Source organism: Ralstonia sp. GX3-BWBA (assembly GCF_003290055.1).
In the GTDB taxonomy this organism is placed as follows: Bacteria; Pseudomonadota; Gammaproteobacteria; order Burkholderiales; family Burkholderiaceae; genus Ralstonia; species Ralstonia holmesii.
This window is the reverse complement of the sequence record NZ_QMKS01000019.1, coordinates 69,472-89,861: the sequence shown is the minus strand read 5'-3', so window position 1 is coordinate 89,861 and position 20,390 is coordinate 69,472. Positions and strand designations below refer to the sequence as shown.

At 64.6% G+C, this 20,390-nt stretch carries 19 protein-coding genes; 11 read left to right on the top strand and 8 right to left on the bottom strand.

From position 1 onward, the window contains the following. Positions 1-2: 2 nt before the first annotated feature. Both DOD19_RS17735 and DOD19_RS17730 read right to left on the bottom strand, forming a co-directional pair. Positions 3-737, bottom strand: coding sequence for a response regulator transcription factor (locus DOD19_RS17735; protein ID WP_112186908.1), 735 nt, complete (start codon positions 735-737; stop codon positions 3-5). Positions 738-832: 95 nt separating this feature from the next. Next, positions 833-2,557 (bottom strand): S53 family serine peptidase, encoded by a 1,725-nt coding sequence (locus DOD19_RS17730; protein WP_112186906.1) that lies wholly within the window; start codon positions 2,555-2,557, stop codon positions 833-835. 214 nt (positions 2,558-2,771) lie between these two features. Here DOD19_RS17730 and DOD19_RS17725 point away from each other — a divergent pair, with 214 nt between their 5' ends. Continuing rightward, positions 2,772-3,605 (top strand): MurR/RpiR family transcriptional regulator, encoded by an 834-nt coding sequence (locus DOD19_RS17725; protein ID WP_112187223.1) that lies wholly within the window; start codon positions 2,772-2,774, stop codon positions 3,603-3,605. A gap of 13 nt (positions 3,606-3,618) precedes the next feature. Here the strand turns inward: DOD19_RS17725 and DOD19_RS17720 are convergent, their stop codons facing one another. Genes DOD19_RS17720 through zwf form a run of 3 tightly spaced genes read right to left on the bottom strand, consistent with a single transcriptional unit; the run spans position 3,619 to position 6,840 of the window. Further along, positions 3,619-4,686, bottom strand: a complete 1,068-nt coding sequence (locus tag DOD19_RS17720) for a glucokinase (RefSeq protein WP_024977937.1) — start codon at positions 4,684-4,686, stop codon at positions 3,619-3,621. Beyond that, positions 4,667-5,371 (bottom strand): 6-phosphogluconolactonase, encoded by a 705-nt coding sequence (gene pgl, locus DOD19_RS17715; protein WP_024977938.1) that lies wholly within the window; start codon positions 5,369-5,371, stop codon positions 4,667-4,669. The genes DOD19_RS17720 and pgl overlap by 20 nt, the downstream gene beginning before the upstream one ends. After that, the gene (gene zwf, locus DOD19_RS17710) at positions 5,371-6,840 is read right to left on the bottom strand and encodes a glucose-6-phosphate dehydrogenase (RefSeq protein WP_024977939.1); all 1,470 of its coding nucleotides are present in this window, start codon (positions 6,838-6,840) and stop codon (positions 5,371-5,373) included. Before zwf ends, pgl begins: the two co-directional genes overlap by 1 nt. A gap of 321 nt (positions 6,841-7,161) precedes the next feature. On the opposite strand from zwf, the gene edd reads away from it, so the two are divergent. Further along, on the top strand, positions 7,162-8,991 hold the full coding sequence (gene edd / locus DOD19_RS17705; RefSeq protein WP_112186904.1) for a phosphogluconate dehydratase: 1,830 nt from the start codon (positions 7,162-7,164) through the stop codon (positions 8,989-8,991). Between the two features lie 50 nt (positions 8,992-9,041). On the opposite strand, the gene DOD19_RS17700 is transcribed toward edd, so the two are convergent. Both DOD19_RS17700 and DOD19_RS17695 read right to left on the bottom strand, forming a co-directional pair. Beyond that, entirely contained in the window at positions 9,042-9,740 is a 699-nt protein-coding gene (locus DOD19_RS17700) for a YceH family protein (protein WP_112186902.1), read from the bottom strand. Positions 9,741-9,841: 101 nt separating this feature from the next. Next, positions 9,842-10,297, bottom strand: a complete 456-nt coding sequence (locus tag DOD19_RS17695; RefSeq protein WP_024977942.1) for a universal stress protein — start codon at positions 10,295-10,297, stop codon at positions 9,842-9,844. 146 nt (positions 10,298-10,443) lie between these two features. Between DOD19_RS17695 and DOD19_RS17690 the strand changes: the two genes are divergently transcribed. From DOD19_RS17690 to DOD19_RS17655, 8 genes are all read left to right on the top strand, one after another. Beyond that, positions 10,444-10,902 (top strand): DUF3293 domain-containing protein, encoded by a 459-nt coding sequence (locus DOD19_RS17690; protein ID WP_024977943.1) that lies wholly within the window; start codon positions 10,444-10,446, stop codon positions 10,900-10,902. 97 nt (positions 10,903-10,999) lie between these two features. After that, positions 11,000-11,512 carry a hypothetical protein gene (locus tag DOD19_RS17685; RefSeq protein WP_112186900.1) on the top strand — a complete coding sequence of 171 codons (513 nt, stop codon included), beginning with the start codon at positions 11,000-11,002 and terminating at the stop codon, positions 11,510-11,512. Between the two features lie 228 nt (positions 11,513-11,740). Then, positions 11,741-12,898, top strand: a complete 1,158-nt coding sequence (locus tag DOD19_RS17680; RefSeq protein WP_112186898.1) for a c-type cytochrome — start codon at positions 11,741-11,743, stop codon at positions 12,896-12,898. 12 nt (positions 12,899-12,910) lie between these two features. Further along, positions 12,911-14,695: a cytochrome c oxidase subunit I gene (gene ctaD, locus DOD19_RS17675; protein WP_112186896.1), complete on the top strand. Its 1,785-nt coding sequence runs from the start codon at positions 12,911-12,913 to the stop codon at positions 14,693-14,695. Next, on the top strand, positions 14,692-15,300 hold the full coding sequence (locus tag DOD19_RS17670; RefSeq protein WP_112186894.1) for a cytochrome c oxidase subunit 3: 609 nt from the start codon (positions 14,692-14,694) through the stop codon (positions 15,298-15,300). Before ctaD ends, DOD19_RS17670 begins: the two co-directional genes overlap by 4 nt. Beyond that, on the top strand, positions 15,297-15,989 hold the full coding sequence (locus DOD19_RS17665; protein WP_024977948.1) for a heme-copper oxidase subunit III family protein: 693 nt from the start codon (positions 15,297-15,299) through the stop codon (positions 15,987-15,989). The genes DOD19_RS17670 and DOD19_RS17665 overlap by 4 nt, the downstream gene beginning before the upstream one ends. A 7-nt stretch (positions 15,990-15,996) precedes the next feature. Beyond that, complete coding sequence (locus DOD19_RS17660; protein WP_024977949.1) at positions 15,997-16,344, top strand: cytochrome C oxidase subunit IV family protein; 348 nt, start codon at positions 15,997-15,999, stop codon at positions 16,342-16,344. A gap of 163 nt (positions 16,345-16,507) precedes the next feature. Next, positions 16,508-17,863 (top strand): MFS transporter, encoded by a 1,356-nt coding sequence (locus DOD19_RS17655; RefSeq protein WP_112186893.1) that lies wholly within the window; start codon positions 16,508-16,510, stop codon positions 17,861-17,863. Between the two features lie 476 nt (positions 17,864-18,339). On the opposite strand, the gene DOD19_RS17650 is transcribed toward DOD19_RS17655, so the two are convergent. Next, complete coding sequence (locus tag DOD19_RS17650) at positions 18,340-19,242, bottom strand: LysR family transcriptional regulator (RefSeq protein ID WP_112186891.1); 903 nt, start codon at positions 19,240-19,242, stop codon at positions 18,340-18,342. A 130-nt stretch (positions 19,243-19,372) separates the two neighbouring features. Between DOD19_RS17650 and DOD19_RS17645 the strand changes: the two genes are divergently transcribed. Continuing rightward, positions 19,373-20,359, top strand: a complete 987-nt coding sequence (locus DOD19_RS17645; protein ID WP_112186889.1) for an FAD-binding oxidoreductase — start codon at positions 19,373-19,375, stop codon at positions 20,357-20,359. Positions 20,360-20,390 lie beyond the last annotated feature (31 nt).

Here is a 20,390-nt window from a genome sequence, read left to right as displayed (position 1 = left end):
GCTTATTGGTGCGCGTCGCCAGCGGCAGGTTCCGCAGGCGACGTCGACGCCTCACGGGGAATCACATACCCCACGCCGCGGATGTTCTGGATGAAATGGCTACCAAGCTTCTTGCGCAACGCGTGAATGTAGACCTCGACCGTGTTGCTGCCCACCTCTTCATCCCAGCCGTAGAGGTTGTCTTGCAACTGGGCGATCGACCACACCTTGCCCGGCCGCGCCAGCAGCGCATGCAGCACCGCAAACTCGCGGCCCGACAGTTTGACCGGCACACCCGCGCGCAGCACCTCGCGGGTGACGGGGTTGAGCAGCACCTCGCCGTGGCGCATGAGCGGATCGGCGCGGCCGCCTTGTCTGCGCAGCAGCGCGTGCATGCGTGCCGCCAGTTCCTGAAGGTCGAAGGGCTTGACAAGGTAATCGTCTGCGCCGGCATTGAGACCGGCCACGCGGTCGGCCACCGCATCGCGCGCGGTCAGGATCAGGATGGGGATGGCGATGCCGCGCTGGCGCAGTTCGCGCACCACATCCAGCCCGTCGCGCTTGGGCAGGCCGAGGTCGAGCAGCATGAGGTCGAACATGGTGGCGCCGGACTCTGCGCCGGCGGCGCCAGGCGCCGTGATGGCGTGCACGGCTGCCTCGCCGTCACGCACCCAATCGATGGTGAAACCGTCGTGGCGCAAACCCTTGCGCACGCTGTCGCCGATCATGTCGTCGTCTTCTACGAGCAGTACGCGCATGGCGAATCAAAAATTAGCCGGGGAGGGCTCATTGTAGAACTGCCGCGCGGGCGGCCCGCACTTTGTGCAGAGCCGCCCGCAGTTTCACCCCCGCATCAGAACCCGCCCGATTTGATCAGTTGATTCAACGCGCCGATGTTCAGGCTGCCCCAACCCGTCGGGTAGTCCCAACCCGTAGCGGCGCTGTAACCGTAGCCCTGGTAGCCGTTGTTGCCCGAGACCACGTCATACCGCAGCAGCGACGCGTTGGCCTGAATGGCGCTGTACAGGCGCGCCGCCGGAAAGCCCAGGTTGCCGTTCGCCGCCAGCAACCGTGCCCAGAAGCCGACAAAGATGGGCGATGCCAGGCTCGTGCCGCCAATCTGTTGCAGTTGCCCGTAGTTGTAGATGTAGGCGCCGGTGCTCTGTGCTGCGTCGAACGACACATCGGGCAATAGGCGCGCATTGCCGCCCTGCCAACTTGGCGCCGGCAGGATCTGGCTGATGCCGCCGCCGGTGGCCCACAGCTTGCCGTTGCCGTCCAGGCCTTCGTTCCACACGGTCTCGCTAGCGAAGCTGGAACCGTTCGTATAGAGCGTGGTGCCGCCAATGGCGAGCACGTGCGGTGACGATGCCGGCCACGACACGCTGTAGTTGGCGCCGTCCGGATAGCCGCGATTGTTGCACTCGTAGACGCCCTCGTCGCCCGAAGACACGGAGAACGTCTGCCCCTGCGCGGCGGCAGTTGTGAAGATGGCCTCTTCGGCGTCGAGCGTGCCGTCGGCGCTGGCATCGTTCTCGCACCAGCCGAGCGACACGTTGATGATCTTGGCGGTGTTGTCGGTCACTGCCTTGTTGAAAGCCTTGGTCAAGCCCGTGTTGCCCGGCGCGTTCAGGTCGGCCATGTAGAAGGCCAGCTTGCCGACCGCGCCACCAGCCGCACCTACGATGGACTGGCTGTCGAGGTTCCATTCGCCCTGGCCTTCCTGATCATCGGTGTAGTTGCCGCTGCTGCCGTTGGTCTTGATCGTGGTGGTGGACACCGCGGCGTAGCCGTTGTTGCTCGTGAACGTACGCAGGTCACGCAGCGTTTGCGATACGCCGCCGATGGTGATGACGCCCACGGTCGTGCCCGCCGCCGTCGGAACGCCGGTCGCACCGTACAGCTCTGGGAATTCCTTCGGATAGTGGCCCGTCGCGGTGCCAGCAGCCAACGTGCGCGCTTCCGCCACATCCCCCACACGCAGCAGCGGACGCGCACGCGCCACGTTCTGCAGGCCCAGCACCGAGCCAACGATGCCGCCCAGCGCGCGCGGCACCTGGGCCTTGCTGCTGTTCGCAAACCCGCTGCGGCCGGCAAGCTGGTAATGCACCAGCGGCGTGTTGAACGCCGCCTTGACCGTGCCGGCCGTACCGCGCGCCGACACCAACAGCCGGTTGGGCGCAACGTCGATATCGATAAAGCCGTTCTGCCGCAGATAGCGCACCACGGCATCCACCTGTGCCTGCGTGGGCGCGTGGTTGGCCAGGAACTGCTCGCTGGTCAGGTACTTGCGGTAGTGTGAGCTGCTCGGGTCGTTGACATCGTGCGCGAGCGCCTTAAGGCTGGCCTCATTGCGCAGCTTGAGACTGATCAGTACATCAGTGGTCTGGCCGGGCGCGACCTCGTTGGCGGCGCCGCGCGCCATGAGTTGCGGGCCGGTGACGAAGGCCTTGGTGTGGGTGTCGACCCAGTCGGTGGCGGCATGCAGCGGCCCGGCCGCGAGCACCAGCGGCCATGCACAAGCCAGTTGACGGCACAAAGTAGAAAGTTGCTGCGTGGGGAGAGCAGTACGGAGCATCGGATGTCCTTTTGAGGAGTACGACGTTGCAGGACCACGCCGCTTGTGACGACGTGGGCGTCGTTCACCGTATCCAACGCGTTGCCCTCGCAACAGTGCGAAAACAGTCAGTTGCATCCGGAGCGCGCTGCATCTAGCACCCCTCGCCGGGCGGTTGCGCAAGGCAGCGCTTGCCTTTATCGTGATGCGATCCGCGATTCGAACCCGCGCCCAGATGAGCGCCCAGCAAACCACTTCCCCCGCCACCCCTGATTCACCGACCGACCTGCGCGAGCGCATTCGCATGGCGCGCCCGTCGCTCTCGCCGGCCGAACGCCAGGTGGCGGACTGGGTGTTGCGCCAGCCCGGTACAGTGCTGAGCCTGCCGGTGGCGGCCATCGCGCGTGAGGCCGGTGTCAGCCAGCCGACCGTGATCCGCTTCTGCCGCTCGATGGGCTGCCATGGCCTGTCGGATTTCAAGCTGCGGCTGGCGCAAGGCAACGTGGCCCGCGATACCGCGCCGGCGCGCATCGCGTCCCCCTCGGGCATGCGCGTCCTGCAGAACGCCATCGATTCGCTCACCACGCTGCAGGACCGCTTCGACCCGGGCACGCTCGATGCGGCGGTGGCGCTGGTCGACAACGCCCACCGCATCGATCTCTACGGCTTCGGCAGCTCGGGCGTGGTGGCGCTCGATACACAGACGAAATTCTTCCGCTACGGCATTCCTGCGAATGCGTATAGCGATCCGTATCTCGTGTCGATGTCGCTGAACGTGCTGCAGGCAGGCGACGTGGTGATCGCCATTTCCAAATCGGGTGCGCTGCCCGAACTGCAGACAGCGGTGGAGCGTGTGCGCGAACTGGGCGTGCGCGTGATTGCCGTGACAGCGCCCGGCAGCCCGCTCGCAGCACTCGCCGATGTGGTACTGCCCGCTGGCGTTGACGATACCGTGGCCGACCGTTCGATGGTCGCGCGCATCTTGCACCTGGCGCTGCTCGATGCGCTGGTGCTGGAAGTGGCGCTGCGCAAGGGCAGCGCACTCCATCACGCCGATCAACCTGAGTAACGCGAAAGCTGCGTCAGTGTCCCTGGGCCACCGCGTGGTCCATGGCAGCGCAAAGGCCGATCAGCCCCGGGTACGGAGAATGAATCACGTACACCGGCATCGACGCCACATAGGTCGAGAAGCGGCCCTTGTCTTCAAAGCGGCGCCGGAACGGTGAGTTGGCAAACGCCGGCCCCAGACGCGGGACGATGCCCCCGCCGATGTACACGCCGCCGCGCGCACCCAGCGTGACCGCCAGGTTGGCCGCGATGGTGCCGAGAAACGCGCAGAACGTATCGACGGCATAGCGGCAGCGCGCATGGTCGCCGGCGGCGTCTTCCATCTCGCCAAGTGCGATGGCGGTGATGTCGGCCGCGCGGCGCAGGGTGGGGCCTTGCTGCCAGAGGTCGAAGCACGCACCCAGCGCCTCGTAGATCAGCTCCAGGCCCATGCCGGAGATCAGCCGCTCGGCCGACACATGGCCGAAGCGCTCGCGCGCGAAGCGCCAGATGACGGCTTCCTCGTCGTTCATCGGCGGGAAGGCGACATGGCCGCCCTCGCCGGCCACGGCGATGTAGCGGCCCTCCTGCGTCGGCAGCAGCGATGCAACGCCCAGGCCCGTGCCGGCACCGAGCAGCGCCCGCGGTGCATCGGCCAGGCTGGCACCGCCGCCCACCTGTTCCAGCTCATCTGCGGGCAGATAGGGCAATGCGTGCGCCAGCGCGGCAAAGTCGTTGAGCACGACAAAGGTGTCGAAGCCCAGCGACTGGCGCATTGCCTCGATCGAGAACGCCCAATCGCGGTTGGTCATGCGAATCTGGTCGCCCAGCACCGGATTGGCGATGCCGATGGCCGCATGGCGCACGCCAGCGGTTGCGATTTCCGGCGGCAACGATGCCAGGTACGCGCGCATGGCCGCTTCGAGCGACGGGTAGTCATCGCCGGCCAGCACACCGATGTGGGCCAGGCGCATCGGCGCCATCTCCAGCGCAAAGCGCACGTTGGTGCCGCCAACGTCGGCCACCAGCCGCGGGTAGGCCAGCATATCGGCCAATTGGTCGGCCCCAGTGCCCGCGTTCACCTCATGTAGTCCAATAGACATCGAGCGGTACCTCCCGCTGATGAATGACGTAGCTCACCGGCAGCGCACGCTGTGCCGCGCCTCGCGCGGCATCGTCGAACACACCGCGCTTGACCGGCCCGGAGATCGAAAGGAACAACCGCCGCGCCGCACACAGCGCAGACAGATTCAGGCTGATACGCCGATGCGGCGCTGTGCCCGGACGCACCGGCAGATAGGCCGGCGCCTGCGTGCGATCGAGGCCCTCGTTCAATTCGGGCGCGTCGGGAAACAACGATGCGGTATGCCCGTCGTCGCCCATGCCGAGAATCACTACGTCGGGTTGCTGAAACGGATCATTGGCAGTCGCCACGCATGCATCCACGTCAACCGATTCACCATGCACGTGCGGTGGCAACACCAGCGGAAAAAAGCGCGCCGCAGCCGCGGCATCCTGCAACAGGTGCTCGCGGACGAGGCGCGCGTTGCTGTCGGCGTGCTCGGGCGGCACGGCACGCTCGTCGACCAGCGTGATCGACACATCAGCCCAGCGCAGCGGCAACACGCGCAGCGCGGAAAACAGCGCGATGGGCGAACGCCCGCCCGACACGGCGAGGCACACGCTGCCCTGCTCGGCAATCACATGCGTGAGCGTGCTCGCAATGGACTGGGCCAACGCCTGGACCTGCGCGGTGGCGTCCGGAACTGCGTGCCAGCGCATCGCCATTACATCTCCTCGTGCCAGGCAGCGTTGTCGCGCGAGAGCAGCGCGCTCGATGCCGCCGGGCCCCAGCTACCCGCGGTGTAGCCCTTGGGCGGAATGCGTGCTTCGTTCCACGCTTCAATGATCGGCTCGACCCAGCGCCAGGCTTCGGCCTGTTCATCGCGGCGCACGAACAGGCCCAGCTTGCCATTGACGGCGTCCATCAGCAGACGCTCATAGGCGCCGGCATGGCGCACGCCGCCGTGGTCGGTAAAGTCCAGGTCCAGCGTGGACGGCTGCAGGCCGAGCGCCGCGCCCGGCGTCTTGGTCAGGAACTGCAGGCGGATGCTCTCTTCCGGCTGCAGGCGGATGACGAGACGGTTTTCCGGGAACTGGATCAGCGGCTTGGGAAACAGCGCGTGCGGCACATCGTGAAAACGCACCACGATCTCCGCCAGGCGCTGCGGCATGCGCTTGCCGGTGCGCAGGTAGAACGGCACGCCAGCCCAGCGCCAGTTGGCAATCTCGGCCTTGATCGAGACGAACGTTTCGGTACGGCTGTCCGGCGGAATACCCTGCTCATGCAGATAGCCCTGCACCGGCTGCCCCGCAATGGCGCCTTCGAGATACTGGCCGCGCACGGTCTTCTCGGGCACCTCTTGCAGCGGGATCGGCTTGAGCGCCTTGAGAATCTTCAGCTTCTCGTCACGGATGGCGTCTTGCGACAGGCTCGACGGCGGCTCCATGGCGACGATACACAGCAGTTGCAGCAGGTGGTTCTGCACCATGTCGCGCAGCGCGCCGACACCGTCGTAGAAATCGCCGCGCTTTTCCACGCCAAGCTGCTCGGCAATGGTGATCTGCACGTCCTTGATCCACTCGCGGCGCCACAGCGGCTCGAACAGCGCGTTGCCGAAGCGGATCGCCATCAGGTTCTGGACGGATTCTTTCCCGAGGTAGTGGTCGATCCGGTAGATCTGGTCTTCGGCAAAGAACTCGGCCACGGCGGAGTTGATGCGCTCGTTCGACGCGAGATCGGTGCCCAGCGGCTTTTCCAGCACCAGCCGCACATTCGGCGTATTCAGCCCGACACGGGCGAGCTGCTTGCAGATATCGATGAAGAAGCCAGGCGCCGTGGCCAGATAGCACACGGTCACTGGCGCGCGGTCCTCGCCCAGCGCGGCGGCCAGTCCATCGAACTGTTCGGGTTTGCGGGCGTCGACCTGCTGGTAGACGATGCGCTCGGCAAACGAGGCCCAGGCGTCGTCGGAAACGGGCGCGCCGGAATACAGGCGCATGGTCGGGCGCGTTTCACGCTCCAGCAGGGCAAGGTAGCCGGCTGTCTCCAGCGGCTGCGTGCCGATGGCGAAGATCCGCCCGCGCGGGTGCAGTTCGCCGCCCTGATGCGCATCGAACAAGGCCGGAATCAGCTTGCGGCGGGCAAGATCGCCCGTACCGCCGAACAACACCATGTCGAATGCGGGCACCGACATCGTCATCTCCTGTGTGTGAGCCATCGATTAGGCTAGCCTAGCTGACTAGCAAGACAACACGCGTTTTAAGCTCATTTTGTAGTATTACTACATCGCGAGCAAGGCGTTCGTGAAACTGCCCCGGCAAGCGTTTCCGGCGAGACTTTTGCCACAGGGCACGGGCTCTGGCGCGTCTTCTGGCACGCAATTCGCGTGCTCGACCGTGTTATCGGCGCTGCACCGGATGCGATACCTGTGGAAAACCCTGCACCACATCCGGCGCATTTGTAGGAAAATTACAGCATTCCGTCCTGCCCGGACCTACCCCCCAGGAGAACCCGCATGGCCCTGCACCGCACTTTGGCCGCCGTCACCCAGCGCATCATCGACCGCAGCCGCGGCCCCCGTCAGGCCTATCTGGACGTCACCCGCAAGAACGCCGGCCGCAAGGTCGAGCGTACGCTGCTTTCGTGTACGAACCTCGCCCACGGTTTTGCGGCCATGCCGGGCGAAGCGAAGATCCGCCTGAAAGCGCTGGAACGGCCGAACCTCGGCATTGTCTCGGCGTACAACGACATGCTCTCTGCGCATCAGCCGCTGGAGGCGTTTCCCGCATGGCTCAAGCAGGCCGCGCTGGATGCCGGCGGCACCGCACAGTTTGCCGGCGGCGTGCCGGCCATGTGCGATGGCGTCACGCAGGGGCAGGATGGGATGGAGCTGTCGCTGTTCTCGCGCGACACGATTGCCTTGTCGACGGCCGTGGCGTTGTCGCACCAGATGTTCGACGCGGCGCTGTACCTGGGCGTGTGCGACAAGATCGTGCCGGGGCTGGTGATCGGTGCGTTGTCGTTCGGCCACCTGCCCGCCGTGTTCGTGCCGGCCGGCCCGATGACCACCGGCATCAGCAATGATGAAAAAGCCCGCACGCGGCAGCTTTACGCCGAGGGCAAGCTCTCGCGCGCCGACCTGCTGGAAGCCGAATCCAAGTCGTACCACGGCGCCGGCACCTGCACGTTCTACGGCACGGCCAACTCCAACCAGATGCTGATGGAAGTGATGGGCCTGCACCTGCCGGGCACCGCCTTCATCAACCCAAACACGCCGCTGCGCGAGGCGCTCACGCGTGAATCGGCGCGCCAGGCGCTCAAGCTCGTCTTCAGCGGCGACCAGTACACCCCCATTGCCGACGTGCTGAGTGAGCGCGCCTTCGTCAACGGCATCGTCGGCCTGCTGGCCACGGGCGGCTCGACCAACCACACGCTGCACCTGATTGCGATGGCGCGCGCGGCCGGCATCCTGCTCACGTGGGATGACTTCAACGATCTGTCGGGCGTGATTCCGCTGCTGGCGCGTGTCTACCCGAACGGCAAGGCCGACGTGAACGAATTCCAGGCGGCGGGTGGCCTCTCCATCGTGATTCGCGAGCTGATCGATGCGGGCCTCCTGCACGACGACGTGACGACGATCATGGGCAAGGGCCTGCGCCGTCATTCGCAAGAGCCCTTCCTGGACGGAGACGAACTCGTGTGGCGCGATGGTGCCGCGGCCTCGCTCGATACCAACATCGTGCGCGGCGTGGCCGAGCCGTTCTCGCCGGACGGTGGCCTGCGCGTGCTGGACGGCAACATCGGGCGCTCGGTCATCAAGGTGTCGGCGGTCAAGCCGGAGCATCGTTTTGTGGAAGCGCCAGCGCGCGTGTTCCTCGCGCAGGACGATCTGATCAATGCATTCAAGGCCGGCGAACTGGAGCGCGATTTCGTGGCCGTGCTGCCGTATCAGGGCCCGGCCGCCAACGGCATGCCCGAGCTGCACAAGCTCACGCCCACACTGTCGGTGCTGCAGGAGCGCGGCTTCAAGGTCGCGCTGGTGACGGACGGCCGCATGTCAGGCGCGTCAGGCAAGGTGCCGGCTGCCATTCACATCACGCCGGAAGCGCTCAACGGCGGGCCGCTGGCGCGCGTGCGCGATGGCGACATCGTCGTGCTGGATGCCGAAGCGGGCACGCTCTCGGTGCGCGTGTCGGAAGATGAGTGGAATGCGCGCCAGGTCAGCACGCCCGATCTGTCGCATTACCACGCAGGCGTGGGGCGAGACCTCTTCTCGGGTTTCCGCCGCAATGTGTCCGCGGCGGAAGAAGGCGCCTGCACGTTGTTCGTATCGGCGGGCGCATAAGCTGAAGGCAAACTGACCGGCCCAGAGGTCGATACCGGGGCCGGTTGCTTCTACAGCATCGACTTGTCGATCGAGATACCCAGCTCACCCGCCATCTGTTCGACGAGCGCCTGAAGCCTGGCCACCTTGTCGGCCAACTGCTTCTGCTCCGCCTTCAGCGCTTCAAACTCAGACGGTGCGATGGACTCGTCAACGCCGTCGCCCTGACGGATGTCGGCTTGCGCGACTTCACCGCAGAGCAAGTGCATCCAACGGCTTTCACGCTCCCCCGGCATACGTTGCAGTTTGACGACATAGGGTGGATCGTTCTCGGCCAGTTCATCCAGAAACGCTTCAACGGATGAAATATCGGCAAAGGCGTGGAACCGCGCGGCGTTCAGTCGCAGCTCGGCTGCGGTCTGCGGACCGCGCAGCAGCAGCACGGTAAGCAACGCGATGGATTGGCTCGGCACACCGAGCACGCGGTTCATGTTGTGCTCGAACCGCGGCACGCGGCTGCTGCTGCCCTCCATGACCAGGCTCATCGATTTCAGCCCGTCGATGGCCGTGAGGATCTCGGCTTCGGTGACGGACATGACCGGCGCACGCGCGGTTTTCTGATTGCAGCCGGCCGCCAGCGCATTGAGCGTCAGCGGATAAGTGTCGGGTACCGTGTGCTGCTTTTCGACCAGAACGCCAAGCACGCGTCCTTCAAGTGCGGTGAGGGTACGGATGGCACGACGCTGCACAGCGTCGGGATTGATATTCATGATGGGGCGGCGACGGATACGCTGGTTGGGGCAAATCGAATCCCAACATCATATCCGGCACCCGCAGGCAGGAGGCCCTGCCTGCGCAACGACAGCGAAACTCAGCCCTTGGCCGGGCCGCGCACCAGCAACACAGGCGTGGTCGCCTGGCGGATGAACTTCTCGGCCACGCTGCCCAGCATCGCATGCGCCAGCCCACGGCGGCCGTGCGTGCCGATCACGACCACATCGGCGCCACTGCGCACCGCTTCGCCTTGCAGAGCGGCGGCCACATCCTCACCCACGTTCTGCGTTTCCACCAGCACCGTTTCCTGCTGCAAACCGGCAGAGGTGAGCGTTGCGGCGGTGTCGGCCAGCAGCGCGGTGCCGGCCTGGATGAACGACTTGCGCAGCTCGGTCGGGTCGTAATAGCCGACGTCGAACAACATGGCGGGGCTGTCGACGATATAGACGGCACGGACGGTGCTCTGGAATGCCTTGGCCAGGCGCACGGCCTCGGCCAGGGCCAGCTTGCTGGTTTCGCTGCCATCAATGGCGACCAGGATCTTCTTGTACATGGTTCAAGCCTCGCAGGGGAGTGGTTGTCGGAATACTGTGCTGACTGTGCTGGGGCAGCGTTTTGGCCACCCACACGCTATTCTGTGACATCGAACGCCCTTTTGCGTTGCGCCAAATCAGATGGCCGCGACCATGCGACGCAACAATGCACCGTCATCCGCCCGCTCCTACGCCCGAGTTGATTGCTGCTTACCGCAGCGCGCGGTATCGCGTCAGCGCACCGCAAGGCGACGTGCTGCTGCGCGTCGATGCCATCAACCCATGTGTGGCGGCATTGCTCGCGCAAGCCGATTCACCGTGGGCCGTCTTCGTGACGGCGCATCAGCCTTTCTCCCGCGCGGTGTCTGCCGATGAAAACGCTGCGCGGCAGGCCGAGCTGCTGGCCTGGGCCATCGCGCGCGGCATGCCCTGGCTCTCTGGCGAAGGCGGCCCGCCAGAAGATGCCCCGGCGAACACGTGGTCGCCCGAGCCGAGCCTGCTCCTGTTCATCGAAGACCCGGCCATCGCCGACACCCTGATGCTCACGTTCGAGCAGAACGCCGTAGTGCTGTGCGATGCGCACGGATTTTGTACCTTGCGTTGGCACCCGTATCTGCCAGACTGATTTTGCACAAGGCACTTGGCGCACAGCGCTTTGCAGCACCGTAAGTGGCGCTTCCGATTCCTAAGTGCTTGCGTAGATACATCAGCAGGAGGTTCGTATGGAACTGCACATGCAATCGCATCATTGGGAGCGCCGCATGCCCGACTGGCTCGCCGCCAGCGTGGCCGGCCTCGTGGGCGGCGCACTGGTCATCGTGCTCGAATTCTTCTGGTCGACCATGGTGCTCAATGAAAGCCCATGGCGCCCGACCCACAAGATCGCCGCCATGGTCATGGGCCGGGGCGCACTGGAAGAGATGTCGTTGTTCAGCTACAGCATCGTGGCGACGGCTCTCGTGCTGCACTTCGTGCTGGGCGCCATCATGGGGATGATTCTTGGCGCCATCATCGCGCCGTTTCACTTCGATTCGAGCCCGGGCATGCTCGCGGCCGTCGGCGTGGTCTTCGGGATCGTGGCGTACGTGGTGAACTTCTACGGCATGACGGCCGTGTTTCCGTGGTTTGTGTCGGAGCGCGGCTCGGGGCCGCTACTGGCGAACCTGCTGTTTGGGGTCGCGGCGGCCATCACCTACGGCATGCTGGAACGGCGCGTGCGGGAACCAATGCACTGACACGACTTTTCCTGCGGCGCCGCAAGCTGAGCGGCGCTATCAGGAGGCGGCCGCCTCTGGCAACACATGCCGGAGGCGGCCGTTTTGCATTGCGGCGCAGCACGCAGATGCCGCATTGGCGCGATCCGTACGCGGGGTGCGCCTCGTCCTTACGTTGCCTTGCACGATCCGAGTGCGCGACCTAGCCTGTCTTTAGCGTGTTGAGGAAGTCCCTCGCCGGAGGTGCCCATGGCCCTTGCGATTGCGCTCGTGCTGATCGTCGTGCTGGCGGTGGGGTTTCACTTTGCCAGCCCGTGGTGGATCACCCCGATCGCCTCCAACTGGGTGCGCATGGACGACACGCTGACGATCACCATCGTCATCACCGGCGTGCTGTTTGTCGCCATCAACCTCTTCGTCGTCGCGGCGCTCCTGCGCTATCGCCATCGCGATGGCCAACCCAACCAACGCGCCGCCTACGAGCCGCACAACACACGACTGGAATGGTGGCTGATCGGCGTCACCAGCGTGGGTGTGGCGGCGCTGCTCGCGCCCGGCCTGTTCGTCTATGCCGATTACGTACGCCCACCAGCGAACGCCCTGCAGATGGAAGTGCTCGGCCAGCAGTGGCAATGGCGCTTCCGCTTTGCCGGCCCCGGCGGCAAGCTCGGCACGACCGACGTGCGCTACATCAGCAACAACAACCCGTTCGGCATGAACCCGGCTGACCCGAACGGACGCGACAACTACCTGATCGAAACCCCCGAGCTGCACCTGCCGATCAACCGCCCGATCCAGGTACTGGCGCGCTCGCGCGATGTGCTGCACGACTTTTATGTGCCGCCGTTCCGCGCACGCATGAACATGGTGCCGGGCATGGTCACCACCTTCTGGTTCACGCCCACCAAGGCAGGCCGCTACGACATCCTGTGTGCGCAGCTTTGCGGCATCGGCCATTCCAATATGCGCGGCGTGGTGGTGGTAGAAGACGAGGCTGCGTTTGCGCGCTGGCTGGCGCGGCAGACCACCTTCGAACAAAGCCAGCGAGCAAAAGTCCTGGCCGCACCGGCTGCGGCCGGTGGAAGCGCGCAGGCGCTGGCCGATCAGGGCCAGGCGCTCGCCCAGGCCAAAGGCTGCGTCGCCTGCCACTCGGTGAATGGCAGCCCTGGCGTCGGCCCGACATGGAAGGGTTTGTACGGTTCCACACAGATCATGGCCGACGGCTCGACCGCGGTGGCCGATGAACCCTATCTGCGCGCCTTCATCCGCGATCCGAAAGCGCGTGTGGTCAAAGGCTTCGCACCCATCATGCCGAACTTCGACCTGAGCGAGCAGGAACTCTCAGCGCTGGTGGCGTACATCAAAGCGCAAGGTGGCGACGCTGCGGCGACCGCTGCAAAACCGTAGCGAGGGGAAACCATGTCCTACGCACACGCCGACGCCGACCATGGCCAGGGTCACGCACCGCAAAGCTTCTGGACACGCTACGTCTGGAGCCAGGACCACAAGGTCATCGCGGTGCAGTATTCGCTCACGGCCATCGCCATCGGGCTGGTGGGGCTCGTGCTGTCGAACCTGATGCGGCTGCAGCTGGGCTTTCCGGGCAAGTTCGCCTTTATCGACGCCAACCACTACTACCAGTTCGTCACCATGCACGGAATGATCATGGTGATCTACCTGCTCACGGCGCTGTTCCTCGGTGGCTTCGGCAACTACCTGATCCCGCTGATGCTGGGCGCGCGCGACATGGTGTTTCCGTTTCTGAACATGCTCAGCTACTGGGTGTATCTGCTGGCCGTGCTGGTGCTGGTGGCGAGCTTTTTCGTACCGGGCGGGCCCACCGGTGCGGGCTGGACCTTGTATCCGCCGCAGGCGATCCTGCCCGGCACGCCGGGCACCGAATGGGGCATCGTGCTGATGCTGGTGTCGCTTGGGATCTTTATCGTGGCGGCAACGATGGGCGGCCTGAACTACGTGACCACCACGCTGCAGGCGCGCACGCGCGGTATGACGCTCATGCGCATGCCGCTCACGGTGTGGGGCATCTTCATCGCGACCATCCTGGCGTTGCTGGCGTTTCCGGCGCTGTTCGTGTCGGCCATCATGATGTTGCTCGACAAGACGCTGGGCACCAGCTTCTTCGTGCCGGCGGTGGTATCGATGGGGCAGCAGCTCAAGCACAGCGGCGGCAGCCCGCTGCTGTTCCAGCACCTGTTCTGGTTCTTCGGGCACCCCGAGGTGTACATCGTGGCGCTGCCCGCCTTCGGCATCGTGTCGGACCTCATCAGCACGCACGCGCGCAAGAACATCTTCGGCTACAAGATGATGGTATGGGCCATCGTCATCATCGGAGCCTTGAGCTTCGTCGTCTGGGCGCATCACATGTTCGTGTCAGGCATGAACCCGTACTTCGGGTTCTTCTTTGCCACCACCACGCTCATCATCGCCATCCCGACCGCGCTCAAGGTCTACAACTGGGTGCTCACGCTGTGGCGTGGCGACATCCACCTGACCGTGCCGATGCTGTTTGCCATCGGCTTCATCAGCACGTTCCTGATTGGCGGGTTGACGGGGCTGTTCCTGGGCAACGTGAGCGTGGACATTCCGCTGTCCAACACGTACTTCGTGGTGGCGCACTTCCACATGGTGATGGGCGTGTCGCCGATCCTGGTCGTGTTCGGCGGGCTCTACCACTGGTATCCCAAGGTAACGGGCCGCATGCTGAACGACACGCTGGGCCGCGCGCATTTCTGGATCACCTTCATCGGCACGTACCTGATCTACTTCCCGATGCACTACCTGGGTGTGCTGGGCATGCCACGGCGGTACTACGCGTATGAGGGCTACAGCTTCATCCCGCCCTCGGCGCAGACGCTGAATACGTTCATCACCGTCATCGCCATCATCGTGGGCGTGGCGCAGTTGCTGTTCCTCTTCAACCTGGCATGGAGCCTCGTGCGCGGCAGGAAGGCCGAGGCCAACCCGTGGCGGGCAACGACGCTCGAATGGCAGACGCCGCAGACTCCGCCCGTGCACGGCAATTGGGGGCCCGCGCTGCCGGTGGTCTACCGCTGGGCATACGAGTACAGCCCGCCCGACCGTGTGGATGACTTCGTGCCCCAGAACGAACCGCCCACCGGTGCACTCGACCTGGGAACGGAATCCGGAACCGACATCCTTCACGCCGGCGGGGTGCGCACATGACGACCCTGCCCCGCCACTTTGTTCCCGATGCTTCGCCTGTATTGCCACCCGCGGGGCGCATTGGCCTGCGCGTCTTCATGGCCGTGGTGACGGCGCTGTTCTCGCTGCTGATCCTGGCCTATGCCATGCGCATGCGCGAGCCGGATTGGATGCCCGTTCCGCACCCCGTGCTGCTGTGGTGGAACACCGGCGTGCTGGCGCTGGCGAGCATGGCCATGGAACTGGCACGGCGCGCGCAGGCACGCCGCTCGATCTGGCTGCTGGCGGGTGGCGTGCTTGCCGCGCTGTTCGTCTTCGGCCAATGGGCAGCGTGGCAGCAACTGTCCGCCACCGGGCAAGGCGTGGCAGTCAACCCATCCAACAGTTTTCTGTATGTGTTCACCGGCCTGCATGCAGCGCATGTCATCGGTGGCCTTGTCGTCTGGGCGGTGACGGTCGCGCGGCTGCGCAAGAACGCCGATCGCACCCAACGTGCCGTTGCCCTCTGCGCGACGTACTGGCACTTCCTGCTGGCCGTGTGGCTCGTGCTGCTGGCCGCAATGTGGTGGATCACGCCCGCATTCGTCAGCGCCATCTGCGGGCCGTTGTACGGAGCCACGCCATGAGCAACCCCACGCTTCCCACCGACTCGGCCAACGCCTTGCCCGAGGGCTGGCCCGGCATCGTCAACGACTGGTCGGGCGACCGCGAAACCTTCAAGGTGCCGTGGGGCAAGGCCATGATGTGGATCTTCCTGCTGTCGGACACCTTCGTCTTCAGCAGTTTCCTGATCGGCTACATGACGGTGCGCATGTCGACCACGGTGCCGTGGCCCGACACGGCCGAAGTGTTCGGCATGAAGATCGGTGGCGTGGAGGTGCCGTTGCTGCTGATCGCCATCATGACCTTCGTGCTCATCAGCAGCAGCGGCACCATGGCCATGGCCGTCAACTTCGGTTATCGGCGCAATGCAAAGCGTGCCGCCGCGCTCATGCTGGCCACGGCATTGCTGGGGGTCTGCTTCGTCAGCTTGCAGGCGTTCGAGTGGACCAAGCTGATCGTGCTCGAAGGCGTGCGCCCCTGGGGCAACCCTCTGGGTGCAGCGCAGTTTGGCGCGTGCTTTTTCATGATCACCGGGTTCCACGGCTTTCACGTGACCTGCGGCGTGATCTACCTGCTGCTGGTCGCACGCAAGATCCGGCAACCGGGCTTTGCCGAGCACGGCAACTTCCAGATCGTGGAGATCGCGGGCCTCTACTGGCACTTCGTCGATCTCGTCTGGGTGTTCATCTTCGCGTTGTTCTACCTGTGGTGAGGCAGCCATGAACCACACCGACCCATCCTCCACGCCAGCAGTGCCCGACACCCATGGCCAGCAGCACAGCATCAGCGTCTACCTGAAAATCTGGGGCCTGCTGTTCGTGCTCAGCACGCTGTCGTACCTGGTCGATTACTTTCGCGTGGAAGGCCTCACACGCTGGGTGCTGATCGTCGTTCTGATGATCGCCAAGGCGGGGCTGATCGTCTCTGTGTTCATGCACATGATGTGGGAGCGGCTGGCACTGGTGTACGCCATTCTCATGCCGCCGCTCGCGTTGCTGGTGCTGATGGTTCTGATGGCGGCGGAGGCGCATCACACGTTCGGGATGCGCATGTTGTTCTTCCACTGAGCCGCCTCTCGGCTGTCGCTTGACTTGCCGGCCCAGGCCAGCCACACCTACCTTTTCCGTCCAGTATCAATCTGGTGAATGTCGCGCATTCACCAGCCGACTGGCGTGCCTCCTCGGTGCCCGCTACCTTCAGCGCACACCTACAAAAAACTGAGGAGACACCATGCTGCCCCACCCTACAACCATCGACGTGCGAGCGTGGCTCGACGGCCAACGCTTTTCCGCGTTCCAATGGCGCGTCGTTGCGCTGTGCTTCTTCATTGTTGCCATTGACGGCTTCGACACCGCCTGCGTCGGCTTCATCGCGCCGGCGCTCGTGCAGGACTGGCACGTCACCCCCGGCGTGTTGGGCACCGTGTTCAGTGCCGGCCTGGCGGGGCTGATGGTTGGGGCCCTTGCCTTTGGCCCACTGGCCGACCGCATCGGGCGCAAACGCACGCTGCTGATCACGGTAGCGGCGTTTGGCGTTGCCACCGTGGCATCGGCGTTTGCACCAAACGTGAGCGCGCTGATCGCGTTGCGGTTCCTGACGGGCCTTGGCCTGGGCGGCGCCATGCCCAACGCCATCGCCCTCACGTCCGAATACTGCCCGGAGCGCCGACGGTCCTTCCTCACCACGGTCATGTTCTGCGGCTTTACATTGGGCTCGGGCTTTGGCGGCATCGTTGCCGCGCAACTGGTGCCCGACTTTGGCTGGCGCAGCGTGCTGCTGTTTGGCGGCGTCGTGCCACTGGTGCTGGTGCCATTGATGGCCTTTGCGCTGCCGGAATCGGTGCGCTACTTGGTGTCCAGTGGTGCCGACAACACCACGGTCGGCAAGCTGCTCAACCGCATTGCGCCATTGGCCGTCACGCCCGACACGCGCTTCGCGCTGCATGAAGCCAAGGCGCCGGGGTCGCCGGTGCGGCAGCTCTTCCTGCCGGCTTTCCGCACGGGCACGCTGCTGCTGTGGACGGTGTTCTTTATGAGCCTGCTGATCGTCTATCTGCTGACGAACTGGCTGCCGACGCTCATTCACGCGGGTGGCGTGTCGCTCGCGCTGGCGTCGCGCATTGCGGTGATGTACCAGGTGGGCGGCACCATTGGCGCGCTCATCATCGGACGGTTGATGGATCGGTACCCCGCGACGATCGTGCTGTGCGGCACCTACGGCCTGGGTGCCATATTCCTCGCCCTGACAGGCGTGACACAAGGCACGATGCTCGCCTTTGCCGTCACGGGTGTGGGCTTCTGCATCAGCGGCTCGCAAATCGGCGCGAACGCATTCGCGGCCCAGTTCTACCCCACCGCCAACCGTGTGACAGGGATCAGTTGGGCACTGGGCGTAGGCCGTCTCGGTTCGGTGTGCGGTGCACTGGTGGGCGGCGTATTGCTGACGGCAAACATCGGGTTCCAGCTGCTGTTCCTGATCGTGGCGGTGCCGGCAGCAATTGCGGCGGTGGCCATCTTCCTATGCGGCAGCCAGGCAAAACGTACCGGCGCCGGGCAGGCATTGCCCATTGCCCCGGAAGGCACGTAAGCATTCGGCCTGTTGGGGGCGGATTACGGACCTCAAACAGTGGAGTGTCACTGTTTGAGGTCGAAAATTTCGACCTCAGGGCGCGGCGTTCGACAGTCCGAGAGCGGAACGCCAGCCCCAACCCGCCGAGCGCGACGGTCCGAGGGCGGATTGCGAGCCTCGGAGCACGGAAGGGTCGAATGTTTCAGGGCGGAGCACGAGCCTCCAACAGTCGCGTTCGAGCCTTCGAGGCTGAAACGTCAGCCTCCGCACGCGGCAGCCGAGTGTTCGAGAGTGAGGCACGCCACCCAGACGGTGGAGCTTGTCCATCAGAGCGCCATCGTCGGGCGATCGAGCCTGACGCTCGACCCTCGGAAGTTGGAGCATCAGTGTTCGAGCCTCAGTCCTGACGATCCCCAGTTGGAATTCGAATGTTCGACGGTGGAGCGATGCTCCAGAACTCGCAGGCAACGAGGCGGCACACCCTTGTGTCCTGCCTAGATAGCAAACATCTCGAACAACAACTGCCGCAGCCATTGGTTGGCCGGCTCGCGGTGATTGCGTCCGTGCCACAGCACATTGATGGTGATATCCGGAATCTTGGCCGGGCAAGGCGCCGTGGCAAGGTCAAACGGTTTGAGCGTGCGCGTGGCATAGGCCTCGGGCACCACCGCAATCATGTCGGTCGACTGCAGGATGTGCCCCAGCGCCACGAAGTGCGGCACACGCAGGCTCACCCGCCGCGGCATCCCTGCCCGCAGGATGGTTGAATCCACCATGCCGTGGCCCGTTCCCTCGGCCACGATCGACACGTGCTCGGCTTCCAGGAAGCTCTTCATCGTCATGCCGTTCTTGGCGAGCGGATGGCCCTTTCTGAAGAGGCACACATAGCGCTGCTTGAACAGCCTGCGCTGGAAGAACCCCGCCTTCAGGTCCGGCAGAAAACCAATGGCGAGATCCACACGGCCGGCCTCCATCTCATCGCGCAGCGTGTCGGCATGGTTGCGCACCGTGCTGATGGTGACCCCGGGTGCGTCCTTCTCCAGGCGGCGCATCAGACTGGGCAGGAAGTAGATCTCGCCGATGTCCGTCATCGCAATGGTGAAGGCGCGTGTGCTCGTCTTGGGGTCGAACTTGGTCGTGGCATTGAGCGAGTTGTAGATCGCCCCGAGCGCGTAGGCGATGGGCTCCGCAAGTGTCTCGGCAAAAGGCGTCGGCACCATACCTTTGGATGTGCGGATGAACAGCTCATCTCCAAACAACTTGCGCATGCGGTTCAGCGCATTGCTGATGGCGGGTTGCGAGATGCCCAGTGTTTCCGCCACGGCCGAGACACGACGCTGCCGAAGCAATTCATTGAAGACGACCAACAGGTTGAGGTCGATGTCCTGCAGTTCCACCGCGTGTCTCCTCTTGTTCTCGCATTATCACTGCGAGTGATATGAGACATCAGGTTGCTTCTATTTATGTATGTCGTCAAGCGGGCCATGATGCTTCCACACAGAAAAACGACTAGCCCGGAGACACGGCATGGACGTCACCGTCACCCCACTGCAGCGCATCGTCAGCGCGCGCTCGGGCGATAACCTGCTCGAAGTCCTTCGCACCAACGAAGTCCCTATCTCGTACAGCTGCATGGCCGGTCGCTGCGGCACGTGCCGCTGCCGTGTCGTATCCGGCAATGTGGCCGTCACGGGTGGTGCCGACATGAACAGCCCCTCGGCCTCGGGCCAGATCGTGCTGGCCTGCCAGACCACGCTGGTAGAAGACTGCGCAATCGAACTGCCGGAAGTGGACGAAGTGGTCGTGCACGCCGCCCGGATCGTCAAGTCGAAGGTCGCGTCCATCGAGAACATGACCCACGACATCAAGCGCATCCGGCTGGATCTCGCCAAGCCGCTCGATTACTCGCCCGGCCAGTACGCCACGCTGCAGTTCACGCCCAAGCATGTGCGGCCGTATTCGATGGCCGTGGCCAACGAAGGGAACACGCTTGAGTTCCATGTGCGTGTGGTGCCGGATGGCCGTGTCACTTCGTACATTGCCAGCGAACTCAAGGTGGGCGATGACGTGCGCGTGAGCGGGCCGCTGGGCACGGCGTATCTGCGCCGCCGGAATGCAGACCCGATCCTTTGCGTTGCGGGCGGCACCGGCCTCGCGCCCATTCTCTCCATCCTGCGCGGCATGGCCGATGCGCGCATGACCAACCCGGTACACGTGTACTTCGGCGTGCGCTCACCCATCGACGTGTACGGCACCCATTGGCTGGATGCGCTGCGCGAGCGCCTGCCGAACCTGCACACGCACGTCGTCATCACGACATCCAACACAGACCACCGCTACCGCTCGGGCGTCGTGACCGACGCAGTGGCGAGCGACTGGCAGAGCCTCACGGGCTGGCGCGCCTACCTGGCCGGCGCGCCCGTCATGGTGGACGCCGCGAGCCTGCTGTTGCGCCAGCGCGGCGTGCTGCCCGAACACATCTACGCGGATGCCTTCTACGCCGTTGGCGTCTGAAGCCGCACGCCCATTACAAGCCTCGGAGACA